The organism is Pseudomonas sp. SDI (assembly GCF_003105155.1).
Taxonomy (GTDB): domain Bacteria; phylum Pseudomonadota; class Gammaproteobacteria; order Pseudomonadales; family Pseudomonadaceae; genus Aquipseudomonas.
In genome coordinates, this window is sequence record NZ_QETK01000008.1 from 126,549 (window position 1) to 141,867 (window position 15,319).

General features: G+C 60.0%; 13 protein-coding genes. 10 read left to right on the forward strand and 3 right to left on the reverse strand.

Annotated elements, in window-relative coordinates; genetic code table 11:
• Nucleotides 1-111: 111 nt before the first annotated feature.
• On the forward strand, nucleotides 112-660 hold the full coding sequence (locus DCO48_RS07515; protein ID WP_116549963.1) for a GNAT family N-acetyltransferase: 549 nt from the start codon (nucleotides 112-114) through the stop codon (nucleotides 658-660).
• 52 nt (nucleotides 661-712) lie between these two features.
• Here the strand turns inward: DCO48_RS07515 and DCO48_RS07520 are convergent, their stop codons facing one another.
• Complete coding sequence (locus tag DCO48_RS07520; protein ID WP_116549964.1) at nucleotides 713-1,639, reverse strand: universal stress protein; 927 nt, start codon at nucleotides 1,637-1,639, stop codon at nucleotides 713-715.
• Nucleotides 1,640-1,897: 258 nt separating this feature from the next.
• Between DCO48_RS07520 and DCO48_RS07525 the strand changes: the two genes are divergently transcribed.
• The 8 genes from DCO48_RS07525 to DCO48_RS07560 all read left to right on the forward strand — a co-directional run bounded on the left by DCO48_RS07525 (nucleotide 1,898) and on the right by DCO48_RS07560 (nucleotide 8,344).
• Complete coding sequence (locus DCO48_RS07525) at nucleotides 1,898-2,971, forward strand: NAD(P)-dependent alcohol dehydrogenase (RefSeq protein ID WP_116549965.1); 1,074 nt, start codon at nucleotides 1,898-1,900, stop codon at nucleotides 2,969-2,971.
• Between the two features lie 79 nt (nucleotides 2,972-3,050).
• Nucleotides 3,051-3,539 (forward strand): Hsp20/alpha crystallin family protein, encoded by a 489-nt coding sequence (locus DCO48_RS07530; RefSeq protein ID WP_116549966.1) that lies wholly within the window; start codon nucleotides 3,051-3,053, stop codon nucleotides 3,537-3,539.
• On the forward strand, nucleotides 3,536-3,796 hold the full coding sequence (locus tag DCO48_RS07535) for a hypothetical protein (RefSeq protein WP_116549967.1): 261 nt from the start codon (nucleotides 3,536-3,538) through the stop codon (nucleotides 3,794-3,796). Before DCO48_RS07530 ends, DCO48_RS07535 begins: the two co-directional genes overlap by 4 nt.
• On the forward strand, nucleotides 3,771-4,565 hold the full coding sequence (locus DCO48_RS07540) for a helix-turn-helix domain-containing protein (protein WP_116549968.1): 795 nt from the start codon (nucleotides 3,771-3,773) through the stop codon (nucleotides 4,563-4,565). The genes DCO48_RS07535 and DCO48_RS07540 overlap by 26 nt, the downstream gene beginning before the upstream one ends.
• Nucleotides 4,566-4,616: 51 nt before the next feature.
• Nucleotides 4,617-5,858: a DUF4010 domain-containing protein gene (locus DCO48_RS07545; RefSeq protein ID WP_116549969.1), complete on the forward strand. Its 1,242-nt coding sequence runs from the start codon at nucleotides 4,617-4,619 to the stop codon at nucleotides 5,856-5,858.
• 167 nt (nucleotides 5,859-6,025) lie between these two features.
• Nucleotides 6,026-7,252, forward strand: a complete 1,227-nt coding sequence (locus tag DCO48_RS07550) for an MFS transporter (RefSeq protein ID WP_116549970.1) — start codon at nucleotides 6,026-6,028, stop codon at nucleotides 7,250-7,252.
• 218 nt (nucleotides 7,253-7,470) lie between these two features.
• Entirely contained in the window at nucleotides 7,471-7,905 is a 435-nt protein-coding gene (locus DCO48_RS07555; RefSeq protein ID WP_116549971.1) for a YeeE/YedE family protein, read from the forward strand.
• Nucleotide 7,906: 1 nt separating this feature from the next.
• Entirely contained in the window at nucleotides 7,907-8,344 is a 438-nt protein-coding gene (locus DCO48_RS07560) for a DUF6691 family protein (RefSeq protein WP_116549972.1), read from the forward strand.
• A 596-nt stretch (nucleotides 8,345-8,940) separates the two neighbouring features.
• Here DCO48_RS07560 and DCO48_RS07565 read toward each other — a convergent pair.
• Together DCO48_RS07565 and DCO48_RS07570 are read right to left on the reverse strand one after the other, a co-directional pair.
• Nucleotides 8,941-10,248 carry an McrC family protein gene (locus DCO48_RS07565; protein ID WP_116549973.1) on the reverse strand — a complete coding sequence of 436 codons (1,308 nt, stop codon included), beginning with the start codon at nucleotides 10,246-10,248 and terminating at the stop codon, nucleotides 8,941-8,943.
• Entirely contained in the window at nucleotides 10,245-12,701 is a 2,457-nt protein-coding gene (locus tag DCO48_RS07570; RefSeq protein WP_256583999.1) for an McrB family protein, read from the reverse strand. Before DCO48_RS07570 ends, DCO48_RS07565 begins: the two co-directional genes overlap by 4 nt.
• Nucleotides 12,702-13,099: 398 nt before the next feature.
• Between DCO48_RS07570 and DCO48_RS07575 the strand changes: the two genes are divergently transcribed.
• Nucleotides 13,100-14,953, forward strand: coding sequence for an ABC transporter ATP-binding protein (locus tag DCO48_RS07575; RefSeq protein ID WP_116549974.1), 1,854 nt, complete (start codon nucleotides 13,100-13,102; stop codon nucleotides 14,951-14,953).
• The last annotated feature ends 366 nt before the right edge of the window (nucleotides 14,954-15,319 follow it).

A 15,319-nucleotide genomic window follows, 5' to 3' on the forward strand; every position in this document is an offset into this window, starting at 1 on the left:
AGAAAGGCTGTGACCCGCCAGTAAGTTGATGCAAATCAGAACAGGGCGGCGCGCGCGCAGTACAACAACAGCAAGCAGTTCCTTTTGAGCACAACGGGCCAGGAGCACGCGATGAGTACCGATCCCGATAGCCGCGACCTATGCAAGGAACACTGGATTGAAACGTTGAACGACGGGACTACCGTGCTGATTCGCCCGCTGAGCGAGCCAGACCACGAGCGCGATCATCGTTTCGTCGGGCAAGTACCCTACGAGGCTCGGCGCTTTCGTTTTCTGGCCGGCTTCAGCGGCGAGGCATCTACGCTCTTTGAACAGTTGGCGGATGTGGACTATCGCCGTCGCATGGCATATGTCGCCCTGATACATGACAATGGCCAACTGCGCCAGATCGGCGAGAGCCGCTATGCCGCTGTCCCCGGCAGCAAAAATTGCGAGTGTGCGGTTGCCGTCAGCACGCAATGGCAGCGCAAGGGCCTGGGCAGGCTACTGATGAATCACCTGATCAGCGCTGCACGCAGCAATGGCTATGCGCGCATGGTTTCCCGTGACATGTCGAACAACTACGGCATGCACCGGCTGGCCAAAGCGCTCGGTTTTTCAGCGCGCTACCTGGCCGGCGACGTCAGTGAAATCGTTCACGAGCTGGACCTGCAGCGCTAAGCCGTTGCCTCGGCGCGGTCTGCCTGCAAACCGCACCGAGGTAGCCAGGGTGTCAGGCGACAGGCGCCTGCGGGGTGATGACCAGTACACTGCTTGGCATTTTGTACAGCACCCGCTCAACCGTGCTGCCAACGTATTTGGCCAGGCCACGGTGATGAATCCGCCCCATCACAATGATGTCTATGCCGTGCGCCTCGCAGAAAACCGTCATGACTTTGGCCGGGTCGCCCATGATCATGTGGCACGCTTGCGGCGCTATGCCGTTGCGCTCGGTCAGTTCCCTGAACGCCACTCCCTGGGCTTCATGCAGGCTTTCGGCAAGATTTGGGCCAAACCAGAACGATTTATGCCCAAGGTTTTCTGCTTCCGTTTGCATGGAACTCATGTCGTAGGCATAGAGGATCTCTACCTGGGCCTTGCACTGCATGGCCAACTTCAATGCTTGATTGATAATGCGGTCGTTGAAGCCTTGGAACTGGTCTTCGGGACGCGACAGGTCGACGGCAGCAAGCACCTTGCGAGGCATGACGTGGCTGGCCGTATCGACAAAATGCAAGGGCACCGAGCATTCCCGCAGCAGCCGCACATCGAGCGTCGTGAACATCGCCCGCATCAGCCGCGACTGATGCTCCAGATCCTTGACCACCATCGCAAATGACTGCTCCTTCAGGTGGATGAGGATTTCCTCCAGGACGTTGTCGACCCAGACCACTTCAGTGGTGACCGTGAGTCCGCCCTTGCGCAGGGTGACGGCCTGGGTTTCCAACCAGTCCCGGTGTTTATCGACATACGCCTGGCGCATGATAGCCAGCGCCTGCTCATTCACCAACCCGGCGGTGGCAAGGCCTTCCAGGTAATCAAAGGCCACAATGTGCAAGGCAATGCCTTGAGCTTTGGCCAATGCCGCAGCGCGGTCAAAGGCGTCGGTGCGCTGCATCAAGGGAGGGGCGATCAACAGCAAACGTTGGGAGTCAGACATGGCACACCTCGCGCTGAGCGATGAGTCGGTAGCTGCCATCGTGCAGCGCCGCGACGTGGTGTGCTTGACCTGTATCAAGAACACGCTGAACGCCCGGTGAAAGCCCGAGGCTCGCCGCATGAGCATCGGCAGCGCCCGACTAACGGTAAGCCCCTGCACATCCAGCAGGGTCGGATCCTTGATCCTGGTCAATCCATTGCGTGTTTTTTGGCGCACGCTAGGTCACGAGTGAGGCCACGCCTCCCGAGGAGCGTAATCATGCCTACTATGCGTGCTGCACTGTTTGTTGAAAAAAACAGAATTGTGCTGGGTGAAAAGCCTATTCCAGCGATTGGTCCTACCGATGCGTTGCTGCGGATCACCACCACCACAATCTGTGGCACCGACGTTCACATCCTGCGCGGTGAATACCCTGTCGCCAAAGGCCTGACGATTGGTCATGAGCCGGTCGGCATCATTGAAAAGCTGGGCAGCCAGGTCCAGGGCTTCAGTGAAGGGCAACGGGTGATCGCCGGTGCCATTACCCCGAGCGGTCACAGCAACGCCTGCCTGTGCGGGTGTTCATCCCAGGACGGACCTGGCACCCGCCATGGCTTCAAGGCGATCGGCGGCTGGAAGTTCGGCAACACGATAGACGGCTGTCAGGCCGAATTTGTGCGGGTGCCCGATGCCATGGCCAACCTGTCAGTGATTCCCGACAACCTCAGCGACGAACAGGTGTTGATGTGTCCCGACATCATGTCTACCGGTTTCTCGGGTGCCGAGCGAGGGAACGTCAAGATTGGCGACTGCGTGGTCGTCTTTGCACTGGGGCCCATTGGTCTGTGCGCAGTGGCGGGTGCCCGTTTGCAGGGGGCAGGCAGCATCATCGGCGTCGACAGCGTACCGGCACGCATGAACGTTGCCCGCCAACTCGGCGCAACGCAGGTGATCGATTACACCCAGGGTAATGTCGTCGAACAGATCATGGCTATCACCAATGGGCGTGGCGTCGATGTCGCCATTGAGGCGCTAGGCACTCAACTGACCTTTGAATCGGCGTTGCGGGTGCTACGTCCCGGCGGCACCTTGTCCAGCCTGGGCGTGTATGCGGCGGACCTGCGAATTCCACTCGATGCCTTCGCGGCGGGCCTGGGCGACTACAGCATCGTGTCTACGCTGTGCCCCGGGGGCAAGGAGCGGATGCGGCGGCTGATGGATGTCATTGCCTGCGGGCGCATCGATCTGGGCCCGCTGGTGACGCACCGGTTCAAACTCGACCAAATTGAGGACGCCTACGAGCTGTTCGCCCATCAACGAGACGGTGTCATGAAAGTAGCCATAACGCCCTGAGTTGACCTTGCCTGAAGCACGTTGCCCCCCATCCGGCAGGGAGGCTGTTCCTGATTCAATCGAATGTGGAGCGCGCCAAATGCTCAAATCACTGTTGCTGTCGCTATTCCCTCGGCTGGCACCTGGTGCAGCGTTGCATCAGGCTGGCGATCGCCTGTTCCGTTTTCGCCACCGCCCGCGCATCGCGCCAGCTCCGGACCTCGCGTTCATGCTGCGCCGCGAAGTGGGTTTGCCTGAGCAGCCTACCCTGCTGGCCAGCGATAGCGGGGATCAGTTCACTGTGACGGCCAACCTGCAAGCGGTTGGAATCGACAGCCTGCAGATAAGCATTACCCCGGAGCAGTTCACGTTGAGCGGTTGGCTGCTACAGCCCCCCTCACACGCCATAGGGGATGTACCTGAGTGCGGCGGCTTCAGCGCCTCACGCGCGCTCCCGCCCTCGATGGACCTTGAGCATTTCACCCTCCACTACCATCAGGGGCACCTGATCTTCCGTGTCCCCAAAAAGCCTGCGCGCCAAGGCGATTCGACACACACACCTGCGCCTGCAACGGAGTACTATCAATGAACATCTTCATTGAGCAGCATCTGCGACAGGGCCGCTGGTGGATCCACCTCGATGCCTGGGAGGTGAGTTTTCGCAGCCTTGATGAGGCAACCGCCTTCGTTGATCGGCTGAACGCCCGCCTCAATGCACCGCACTCCTTGACGATGCTCGCCCACGCGCCCTTACGCCCCAGCTCCAACAACGCCCAGCGCGCCCTGCCAGGTTCACCCAGGGACCTGGCGGAGGTGAGACATGCATCGCTTGAACGTCGCCCTTGAGCACGTCGATTCAGCAGTTGGGTTGGTCTACCCGGAGGCGTTGCTGTCATCCCGATCGGCCTGCGCCGACTGCCGGGTCAGCGCGCTGTGCCTGCCCACAGGTCTCTCCCGGCAAGGCAACGACCGCTTCAATGAACTGATCAGCCAGCGGCTACGGGTTCACAAAGGGGGCGGCCTGTTTCAGGCCAATGACCCGCTGGAATTCCTCTACGCGGTTCGTTTCGGGAGCTTCAAGACTTGCTTCGCCAATATTGAAGGGCAAGGACTGGTCACCCACTTCTGGATGCCCGGCGACATCATGGGGTGTGATGCGATCAGTACCAACCGCCATGTCTGCTGCGCGTTTGCCCTGGAAGACAGCGAAGTCTGCCTGATCCCCTACAAGCGCCTCGAAGCACTGGCCCGCGAATTCCCGTTCCTTCAGCAAAGCCTTAACCGGCTGCTGAGCAGCGAGATCGTCCGCGACCATAAGCGCTTGTTGATGATGTGCAACTTCACCGCCGAAGAGCGCCTGGCCACCTTTGTGCTCGGGTTGTCGAAACGCTATGCCACGCGCGGTTTCTCGGCCCATGGCTTTGTCTTGCGCATGTCCAGGGACGACATTGCGTCTTACCTGGGGCTGAGGCTTGAAACCATTTGCAGGTCCATTGCACATCTGCGTCAGCTGGAAATCGTGGCATTCAGTGGACGCCGCGTTGAGATCTTGAACATGCCGGCTCTCCAGGCGCTGGAACATGGTTATGGACACTGCTGTGTGGCCTCGGAGTGAGCCCTTGCCGGCACGAGTACAGATGCCGGTGCCTGCCGCGCAGCGACCGCCATGCTTGAAGCCCTGAACATTACCCACCTGGCAGCCGCCCTGGGTATAGGGATGCTTGTCGGCCTGGAACGTGAACGCAAAAAAGGCAGCGACGAACGCCGCGCCTTTGCCGGTTTCAGAACCTTTGCCATCACCGCTGTACTGGGTTACGTCTGCATGGCCACTGCCGGCGTGATGCTGGTGGGCATCATGACCATCGCCCTGGCAATCATCGTCGCCGTTGCCTACTGGAAGCACCCGGGCACTGACCCGGGCATCACCAGCGAAGTTGCCCTGCTGTTCGTCTTGATACTCGGCGCCTTGAGCTATCAGCAGCCAGGGCTGGCGGTGGCCGTCAGCGTCGTGCTCACGGTCATTCTGGCGCTGCGCCAGGAGCTACACCGGTTTGCCCTGCAGCAATTGACCGAGTCGGAGGTCCGCGACGGCTTGATCCTCTTGACCGCCGCCTTGGTCATACTCCCCCTGACGCCCGACCGTTTCATCGGCCCCTTTGGGGCCATCAACCCGCGCACGGTCTGCACCCTGACCGTGCTGCTGATGAGTGCTGAGGCCTTGGGCCATATCGCCTTGCGCATGATGGGCGCGCGCTACGGCTATACCCTCAGTGCCATTGCCTCGGGGTTCGCCTCAGGGTCGGCGACCATTGCCCTGATCGGCCATGTCGCCCGCCGAGAGCAGGCGTCGGTGAGAGCGCTGAGCGCCGCGGCAATCTTTTCAAATCTGGCGACCATCGCCATGCTCTCCCTGGTGCTGGGAACCGTCGATCTGGCCTTCCTGCAGGCGGTGTGGGTGCCCGTCGTGCTGGCGGCACTGGCAACAGTGGCCTATGGCTCCATGCTGCTGGCACCGTGGAAACCTTCGATCGTGCCCGTCAGCACAAAAGTGGGGGATGGCGCCTTCAGCCTCAAGGTCGCCCTGGTGGTGACGGCAGCGGTAACCGGCATTACCTTGCTGTCCTCGGCGTTGCTCTACTTCTTTGGCCACAGCGGCGTACTGATTGCGGCGCTGCTCAGCGGGTTGGCCGATGCGCATGCGACAGCAGCGTCGATCGCGTCGCTGGTGAAGTCCGGGCAGCTATCGATCACCGACATAGCGATCCCCTCGCTGAGCGCCATGAGCAGCAATACCCTGAGCAAGTGCGTGCTGGCTTGGGCCAGCGGCGGGAAAACGTACGCTGCCTACGTCATCACCGGCCAATTGGTGATCATTGCGTCAATGTGGCTGGGCTTGTTGATGCAGTGAGCCTGCCTGGCAACAGCGCCGATCAGTCTTTCATCGATCACACTGATGATTACTATCGAGCTGCCCGCCTGTCGGGTTGCCACACCCTTCTCATACAATCGCCTGCCACTTCTCCCCGCCTGCCCGCCTGCCTCGGGCGGCACTCCCCCTTTGGAACCCAGCACCCCATGCCAAGCCCCAGCCAGGCCTCTCAAGGCCATCCCGAACATAATCAACAGAGCGTCAAACAGCAGTGGCTGGCGATTCTCTCGGTCGCCGTGGGTGCCTTCGCCCTGGTGACCAGTGAGTTTCTTCCGGTCGGCGTGCTCAACGATGTCGCCAGCGACCTGGGCATCAGTGCCGGCCAGGCCGGCCTGATGGTCACCCTGCCCGGCATCATGGCGGCCCTTGCCGCCCCCTTGCTGTCGGTGGGCATTGGCGCGCTGGATCGCCGCTACCTGCTGATCGGCCTGACGCTGATCATGATCGTCGCCAACGCAGTAGTGGCCTACGCCAGCGATTTCGGCCTGCTGCTGTTCGGCCGCGTGCTGTTGGGCATCAGCATCGGCGGTTTCTGGGCGACCGCCATTGCCCTGAGCGGCCGCCTGGCGCCCAAAGGCGTCGGGGTAGCGCAGGCCACCTCGATCATCATGGTCGGTGTGACCCTGGCCACCGTGCTCGGTGTGCCGGTAGGCACCTGGCTAAGCGGCCTGATGGGCTGGCGCATGACCTTCCTGGTGACCGCGCTGGTGGGCGTACCGGTGCTGCTGGCGCAGGTCTTTCTGCTACCACGGCTCAACCCCGACAAGGCGATCCGGGTCAGCGACCTGCCGGCCCTGTTCATCAATCCACAGGCGCGGGTGGGCTTGATCGCCGTCTTGCTGATCGGCCTGGCACACTTTGCCGCGTACACCTATGTCGCGCCGTTCTTCAAACAAAGTTCCGGCTTCGATGGGCCGACGATTGGCTCACTGTTGCTGCTGTATGGCGTGGCCGGGGTGGCGGGGAACATCTTCGCTGGTTTCGCCGCCAACCGCAGTGTGCGCCACACCCTGTTGCTGGTGGCCGTGCTGATCGGCACCAGCACCGCCTTGTTCCCGTACTTCGCCACGGGCATGACAGGCGCCGCGCTGTTGATCGCGCTGTGGGGCTTCGCCTTCGGCGCCTTCCCGGCCTGTGCCAGCATCTGGATGTTTGTGGTCGCGCCCAAGGATGTCGAACGCGGCATGCCGCTGTTCGTTGCCATGTTCCAGGTGATTATCGCCGTGGGCTCGTTCTTCGGTGGGCAGATCGTCGACCAGTTGGGCAGCTCGGTGCTGCTGAGTTTGGCCACGGCCCTGGTGGGCTGCGGTTTTGTCACGGTGCTGGTGCTGGGGCGCAACGTCAGTAATAGCCTGGCGGCCCAACCCTGCTGACAGAGCCTTGACTCGCCTGCAATGCGCCTGGGTAGCCGCGTGAGCCTGCCGGCGCCGGACCCGGCCTACTGCAGCGGATGCGCTGAAGCACTCGCTGAGCGTGCCACTCTTCGAGTGGCTATAGGGTTTGGTTCTGCTTGGAAGGTGCCTCTACTGGCGGGGGTGGTAGATACTATAGGCCAATGCCTCATCGCAGAATGCCTGCGCAGGAGATCGGCATGAGCATCGACTGGAATGGTTTCACCCCCTGGATTTCTTTAAGTGGCGGAGCCCTCATCGGGCTTGCCGTTAGCGTGTTCGCACTCGCGAATGGGCGCATTGCCGGCATCAGCGGCTTGCTTGGCAGCTTGATGCAGTTCAACAGTGAGGGTTGGAGCGAGAAAGCCCTGTTTCTTCTTGGCCTGCTGCTAGCGCCATTGTTGTGGGGGCTGTTTGCCGTTTTGCCTGATATTGAGATCGACGCAGAGTGGCCGGCGCTGGTCATTGCCGGTCTGCTCGTCGGACTAGGGACCCGTTATGGTTCCGGATGTACCAGTGGGCATGGTGTGTGTGGCGTGTCTCGATTATCTCCACGCTCGCTTGTGGCCACCCTGTGTTTTATGGCCGCCGGATTCACCACGGTGTACGTCATGCGTCATGTAGTGGGGAACTGAGATGGCTAAGCTGACTGCGTTTCTGGCCGGGTTGATCTTTGGCCTTGGCTTACTTTTGGCGGGGATGGCGAATCCTGCGAAGGTGCTGGCGTTTCTCGATTTGGCTGGGCACTGGGATCCGTCTCTTGCTCTGGTCATGGCCGGTGCAATTGCAGTGGCGGCTATTCCACTGAATGTGGCGGGTAAAAGGAAGCGATCCTTACTCGGTGCCAACATGCAGTTGCCCGTAAAGAGGGAACTCGATGCGCGCCTGATGGGCGGTAGTCTGCTATTTGGCATTGGTTGGGGGATTGCCGGAATCTGCCCTGGGCCGGCGGTAGCCATTCTACTCAGCGGGCACTGGAAAATTATAATTTTTGGGGTCGCCATGTTGGCCGGTATGGGGTTGTTTTCTGTAATAGAACGTTCGCGGATTGAAGTGCCGAAAGGTTCAGTATGAATCGCTACTGATTTCGTTGGTCCAATTGAGTGCAGTTGACCGTTCTCTGCCGATCATGGTCATAAAGTGTGCTGGTCATTGCAGAATGCCGATCCCATTCGTTGCTGTCTGAATTAAGCAATTGATTCATGCGGTCGGTCCGATTGATTGCTTGATCGTAATAAGGTGTGGCGCTACTTGGGGGCAGAAGCGTACCCTGAGTTTCCACGGCGACGCCGGTTCAGATGACCCCGGCGCCGTGACAGTTTCCGCGTCGACTCATGCTCTGTTTGAAGCAATAACGTAACCTTCCATGAACAGTGCCGCTTCATGATGACGCAACCTGTACTTCTCGGGACCTGCCTCATTCAGGGCAACCCACATGGCCTGGCCCAGCGCATTTTCAGTGGCGACGTAACCGGTCGCCGAGGATGTCGAGAAGTATGCGTCCAAGCGTGCCTGAAGCCAGTCACCGGCTGCACAGGATAAAGTGCTCGGCGCTCACGGTAGGTCTGTGGCCCGAAGTTGGCGGGGCAAAGCCCCCCTGCTCCACTTCCAGAACGATGGACTCGTACAGCGTCATTGCGCTTTTCCTTGTACTTCGAATACGACTCCTCTCAATCCCGCCGTGGCCCTACCACGCCTGACTGACTCAGACAGCATGTGAAACCCACATCATCGCCTGCACAAAGTGAGTCTTCATCCAGATCAAACGGTAACACCCAGAGCCTAAGCTCGGAGTTGAAATCAAAGGGCGGCAATGGCTCTGAGAATTGGGCAGTGCGTGGGTAAATCAAAGCCATCTCACCACACCCAGGCAAATACGTCTGGCCATAGGCAAATAGCTGGTAGAAGTCGGCCTGGCTCAGGCCGTACTTGTTGTGACGGTCATATCCATCCAGACGCTTCCACTTGGTATCCAGCACCCAGGCCTGCTGGCCTCGCTGTAGCAACAGGTCCGGCTCCAGGCGGAACATCGCACGGCCATCGTGCTGGCACAGGCTATGCCGAGAGGCCTGAGCCGTAAGGCGCGTGCCAGGAGCCAGACGGAGACGTAGCCAGCCTTCCACATACTGCTCGAATAGCTTCTCCATGGGGAACAGCAGGCTGATACCGCGCCACTTGCCACTCACCGCTATCGGCATCTGCTGGTTGAGGATCAACTCACACCAGGGCTTGATCGCCTGGTAATGCGCCATAAGCCGGTCGCCGCCCCAGGCACGCAAGTCCAGGCTCACCTGCCGGCTGGCCGGCACCTCTGCCAGCATCGTACGTAGCTCATTGGCCAAGCGCCAGTTGGCGGCATCCTGCGTACTCACAGCTACCTGATCCAGCGCCAGCCTGAGCAAGCGGTTCTCGGCACGGTCCGGCAGGAACACATCGTAGCGAATCTGGAAGTGATGCTGTCGCCCCGGAGGCTGGCGCATCTGTGCCACCACATTGAGTTGGCCACGCAGAAAACATTGTTCTTCCTCGACGCGCTGATAGTCGAAGCGAACCCCGCGCTTCACCAATAGATCCAGCTCCGCGAGAAACTGCCCCATCACCCACTCACTGAGCGACTTATCGAACAGTTCCAGGCTGGCTACCGAAGCATCACGCGGTTTGAGCTGCAAGGCACTTTGAATCAGCTTACACAGCAACTGGCGGCCCTTGATCAGGCAATCGCCCTGCTCATAGTGTTTGGGCAGAATCTCCAGCCGCGTGCCACAAGGCGTTTCCAGCACGCCCACATAGGAGTCCCACCTCAATACACGCTGCCCATCCACCTGCAAAAGCGGGGCACCACTGCGATTGAAGCTAGCGCTCAGTTCGCACAGCCAATCGAAAGCGCTGGGAGATACACGAGCAAGATCCAACGACGATTCCACCTTATCGGTGGTCAGCCTGGCGTACTCACGGATTGTGATTAGTTGCTCGCTCACTCAGCGCTGCCCAAGATATTCCGGTAACTATCGACTGAAACAAAAGCTTTGTCGTTGAGCTCCCAGCGCTGATCACTCACCTTGCCGGCAACATCATGGCCGAACAACGCCTCCAGACCTCGATCGGTTTGCGGCTTGCGTACAAAAGGCTCGCTGCCATTGGCGTTGGCGTGTTGATCATTCAGTACCCAGCTGATGCGCTCCCAGTCCTCGAAGAAGTACTCCTGCAACAGCGGTAGGACTTGATTCCTGAAAGTCACCGCCAACTGCTGCAACGCGTCGCCACTCTTGAGCGCCATGAAGTAGGCATGCCCGAGGCAATGATCACGATCAAGCAGCACCTCGATGCGCTGGTTCATAACCGCCAAAAGCTTACCAATGTCGATACCCTCCACCACTACACCATTGAGCAACGTGGGATTTGGCATCATTTCCTTGAAGACAAAGCGGCGACGCAAGGCGATATCCAGCCCCGAGAGCGAACGGTCTGCAGTGTTCATGGTACCGACCAAATAGACATTGTCCGGCACCGTGAAGCGCTCCTTCGAGTACGGCAAGGTAACGGACAAACCTTCCGCCGCACCGTCCCGCTTAGAGGCTTCAATTAATGTGATCAGTTCTCCAAAGATGCGAGAAACATTGCCCCGATTGATCTCATCGATCACAAGCACATAAGGCCGTCTCTCACCGTTCGACTGCTCAGCGCCGCCGTTTTCCAGCTTGCCGCGTAAGTGCTCGGCAATACCTCTTACATAACTCTCGCAATAGACCGACGTAGGCCGCTCGCCACGCACGAACAACCGCACATGCTCGATGTTAGCCGGCAGCTCAATCGCACTTTCCGAGGCCTTGGGCCGGCAGGTGAAAGTCCCATTGCCGGGCCTGTAGCGAACATCAAAAGACTTCCCACGCACCGTAGTCAGCGTGACGGGAGCCTCGGTGACCTCTTCCAGAAACGCGTTGAGCACATCATCTTCTGTCTGCGTTCCTTCCTGGTGACGGGCGTCATCGCACAGCCGCTTGAAAACACCAGGCTCAACCTTGTAATGAAGCTGCCCAGACGCTGAAACCGCCCGCAAACCTTCAACAAAATCCTCATAGCTGAAGCTTTGGTGAAACGTGACGAAACGCACCCGCCCGTCCAGCACCAACTGATCGAACGCGTTTTTCCAAGTCTCGCGAGCAGGCGTTACCAACACCTCAGGGGCCAGAATTTTCAGGGTCTCTTCCACAACGGAATACGTCTTGCCCGTTCCCGGTGGGCCGAAAAGAATCTGGTTCAGCGGAATATCATTGGCGGCCACTCTGGCATCTCCCTCTTGCATCTCTTCAAGTGCTTCGCCTTTCGCGCCTCGCAGCGCCTCAAGTAATTGCCACATGGCGATATTGTTTGGCAGTACCGCATCTGTATCCAACCCGGCCAGGCTCATGGACGCCATGATCTGCTCATTCAGCGCACACCAGTCCTGCTTTTCGCTGGCCACGTCCAGCTGAAAATGCTCACGCAGGCTCTGTAAGAGTCGCTGGCAATCATCAGGCTTGAGCAGTGTGGTGAACCGCTCCGGCGCAAAGGCGGCAAACACGCGATTGACCATGGCCGGTCGGTTGGCGCTGAACTGCTTACTCTGGACTGCCAGATGCCAATCCTTCATGACTTGTGCGTGAGTCTGTGCTGTAGGCGCATCCATGATGCGCTGCGTGATTTTCCGAATAGCGGCTTGCTGCTCATTGAGTTCACCCCGAGAGAACAACCCAAGCTTCAAGCTGGAAACCCCGTTTTCGCGCTCAATCCACAGGCGATCAAGGGCTGCCTGATCCAGAGGTGCCTGACCAGTGCGTAAGGCCTTGGCCAACGCGGTGACCTCCTGATAAATCTTCAGCCATCCTGGGCAGGACTCCTTGCGATCCGCCGAACTCCAGGCCACGTACTGTTTCAGGCTGTGCTGCCCTTCTCCCGCCTGCCAGAGCAGCGCCAGTCGGGCCGCAATGGCCGGGGCAATTTCGACGCCCGAGCTCTTTGGGTTCCAGCGCTGGGTAGGCATGGCCTTGTTGAGCAGCAATATGGGCAACAAGCCGCTGGAACAGTCAGGCCGATGCTCATCGATGCGCAGGCGTAAGTAGTTGCGCGTTTTACTCGAATCCTTCCAGTCGGGCCCTTCATGCGCTCCCTCAGTCACCAGCCCGCGCGCAACGATGCCGCGCGGCTTCTGCCCCAATCGCACTATATAAACCACATCGCCCGGTTGCGGCTGTTTCGGATGGCAGCTCCAATCCACCTCTACTGTCAATTCAACGCAGGCGTTCCCACCAAGCTTGAAATGAGCCGGATTCCAGATGAGCAGGTAACTCGGCTGCCCCGGTTGCGTATCCTGCTCAGATCCCGGTTTGGCTGGCCGCAACTCCAGCTCATCACTATAAAGTCCGCGCTTAAAGGCCTGCTCCAACTCACTCATGCACAACACTCCACAGCCGCCTGCCAGAGCGCGAGCCGACTCAATTCAAATATGGGTGGCATTGAAGACGGGAACCGGAGGGGGTGATGCGCCAAGTGGCGGTTGCCGACGTACATCTGGAGGGCCCTCGCTGGGATATCACGACCTGCCACTTTGCGATGCCCGCCACCTTATCCATTGATAAAGCGGGGGTAAAGCCGCACTTTGTAGTTTTTGCGCAGCTCTTTCCCACCTGATGCTTAGTACATCATTTGGTTAGCTTAAATCTCTCGGCATGCTGATCAATGAACTGATTAACCTCTTGAAACTGACCCGCAAAGCAGCGGTGCCATACTAGCGTCTTCGCCTTGGCTGATCATTCGCCCTGGCCACCCTCTTCACCCTTTGCGGAACCACTCATGCTGCAAATCTTCGAACGTCGCCTCGATCCCTTCCCGCCCGACGAAATCCCACCGCCTCCGGTCGGCCTGCTGCGCTTCCTCTGGGCCTGCACGCGCGGCGCCCGCGGTTATGTGTTGGCGCTTGCACTGCTGAGCGCCGGCGTATCGATTTACGAAGCCTGGCTGTTCGCCTTCCTCGGCCAGGTCGTCGACCTGCTCTCCACCTGGCAGGCAGGTGGTGCGGCAGACGGCGAGGAGCAGCGCGTGCTCTGGGGCATCGGCATCGTGCTGTTCACCAGCATCGGGCTGGTGGCGCTACGCACCCTGGTTCAGCACCAGGTCCTGGCGATCAATTTGCCGTTGCGCCTGCGCTGGGACTTCCACCGCCTGATGCTGCGGCAGAGCCTGTCGTTCTTTTCCGACGAGTTCTCCGGTCGGGTGACCACCAAAGTGATGCAGACAGCGCTGGCGGTGCGCGAGGTGCTGTTCACCGTGATCGAAATCGCCCCAGGCATCGGCGTGTATTTCATTGCCATCATCGCACTGGCCGGTGGCTTCGCGCTCAAGCTGATGCTGCCGTTCATTGCCTGGGTCGCGCTGTTCGGGCTGGCCATGCTGTACTTCGTGCCGCGCCTGGGCCAGGTCGGCCAGGAGCAGGCCAACGCCCGCTCGTCGATGACCGGGCGCATCTCCGACGCCTACACCAATATCACCACGGTGAAGCTGTTCTCCCATTCCAAGCGTGAAGCGCATTTCGCCCGCGCTGCGATGGAGGATTTCAAGCAAACCGGCTTCCGCCAGATGCGCCTGGTCAGCCAGTTCGAGATCGTCAACCAGGCGCTGGTGGTGGCCCTGATCATTGGCGCAGGCGGCTATGCCCTGTGGTTGTGGCACCGGGGCGAAGTCGGCACCGGCGCGGTGGCAGCGATTACCGCCATGGCCCTGCGCATCAACGGCATGTCGCACTGGATCATGTGGCAGATGACCTCGCTGTTCGAAAACATCGGCACCGTGCAAGACGGCATGGCCACCCTGACCCGTGGTCCGAAGGTGCAAGACGCGCCCAACGCCAGCGTGCTGAAGACTGCCGGCGGCGCGGTGAGCTTCGACAAGGTGAGCTTCAACTACAACGGTGAGCGCCAAGTGCTCGATGGCCTGAGCCTGAACATTCGCGCCGGCGAAAAAGTCGGCCTGGTCGGCCGCTCCGGTGCCGGCAAGTCGACGCTGATCAACCTGTTGCTGCGCTTCTACGACGTCGACAAGGGCGTGATTCGCATCGACGGGCAGAACATCGCCGAGGTCACGCAAGACAGCCTGCGCAGCGCCATCGGCATGGTGACCCAGGACACCTCCCTGCTGCACCGCACGATCCGCGACAACATCGCCTACGGCCGTCCCGAGGCCAGCGACGCGCAAATCCGCCACGCCGCGGCCAATGCCCAGGCTGACGGATTCATCCGTCAACTCAGCGACCAGCACGGCCATAGCGGCTACGATACCCTGGTCGGCGAGCGTGGCATCAAGCTGTCGGGCGGGCAACGCCAGCGCATCGCGATTGCCCGGGTGATGCTCAAGAACGCGCCGATTCTGCTGCTGGACGAGGCCACCAGCGCCCTCGACTCCGAGGTCGAAGTGGCCATTCAGGAAAGCCTGGCGGAAATGATGGAAGGCAAGACCGTGATCGCCATCGCCCATCGGCTGTCGACCATCGCAGCGATGGACCGGCTGATCGTCATGGACGAGGGGCGCATCGTCGAGCAAGGCACGCACGCCGAGCTGCTCGGCAGAAATGGCACCTATGCGCGGCTGTGGCAGCACCAGAGTGGCGGGTTCCTCGGTGAAGATCAGGGGGTAGCGCAGGTTGAGGAGTAGGTTGTCAGCGCTTAGCGACGTGAGTTCCTGTCGCCCCCACCCGGGGAATGCAGGCAGTATGAAATGGCCTTGTTCCACCCTTGTCACAGTTCGCGGCGATTGCCTCAACGTGGTCGCGGAAAATCAATGCCGGCTTTTACGATCTGTTCTCCAACCTGGATAGCCTCTACGGCGACGATGTGGCCGGCGAGATCCGCAGCCAGGCACAAGGGCGTACTGGTCGATATCGTCGACGTTGCCATCCGCGGCCTGATGAACAAGAAACTGACGATGTTCAAGGCAGCACGCTGGAGGTGGTGCGGGCCCAGAGCAACAAGGGCGCAGTGCCCACCGCAGGGCACCTTCCTGACCTTCGCATGCGCGCTC

Coding starts and splice junctions, on each gene's coding strand:
- DCO48_RS07515 (WP_116549963.1), top strand. CDS start 112: ATGAGTACCGATCCCGATAGCCGCGACCTATGCAAGGAACACTGGATT.
- DCO48_RS07520 (WP_116549964.1), bottom strand. CDS start 1,639: ATGTCTGACTCCCAACGTTTGCTGTTGATCGCCCCTCCCTTGATGCAG.
- DCO48_RS07525 (WP_116549965.1), top strand. CDS start 1,898: ATGCCTACTATGCGTGCTGCACTGTTTGTTGAAAAAAACAGAATTGTG.
- DCO48_RS07530 (WP_116549966.1), top strand. CDS start 3,051: ATGCTCAAATCACTGTTGCTGTCGCTATTCCCTCGGCTGGCACCTGGT.
- DCO48_RS07535 (WP_116549967.1), top strand. CDS start 3,536: ATGAACATCTTCATTGAGCAGCATCTGCGACAGGGCCGCTGGTGGATC.
- DCO48_RS07540 (WP_116549968.1), top strand. CDS start 3,771: ATGCATCGCTTGAACGTCGCCCTTGAGCACGTCGATTCAGCAGTTGGG.
- DCO48_RS07545 (WP_116549969.1), top strand. CDS start 4,617: ATGCTTGAAGCCCTGAACATTACCCACCTGGCAGCCGCCCTGGGTATA.
- DCO48_RS07550 (WP_116549970.1), top strand. CDS start 6,026: ATGCCAAGCCCCAGCCAGGCCTCTCAAGGCCATCCCGAACATAATCAA.
- DCO48_RS07555 (WP_116549971.1), top strand. CDS start 7,471: ATGAGCATCGACTGGAATGGTTTCACCCCCTGGATTTCTTTAAGTGGC.
- DCO48_RS07560 (WP_116549972.1), top strand. CDS start 7,907: ATGGCTAAGCTGACTGCGTTTCTGGCCGGGTTGATCTTTGGCCTTGGC.
- DCO48_RS07570 (WP_256583999.1), bottom strand. CDS start 12,701: ATGAGTGAGTTGGAGCAGGCCTTTAAGCGCGGACTTTATAGTGATGAG.
- DCO48_RS07575 (WP_116549974.1), top strand. CDS start 13,100: ATGCTGCAAATCTTCGAACGTCGCCTCGATCCCTTCCCGCCCGACGAA.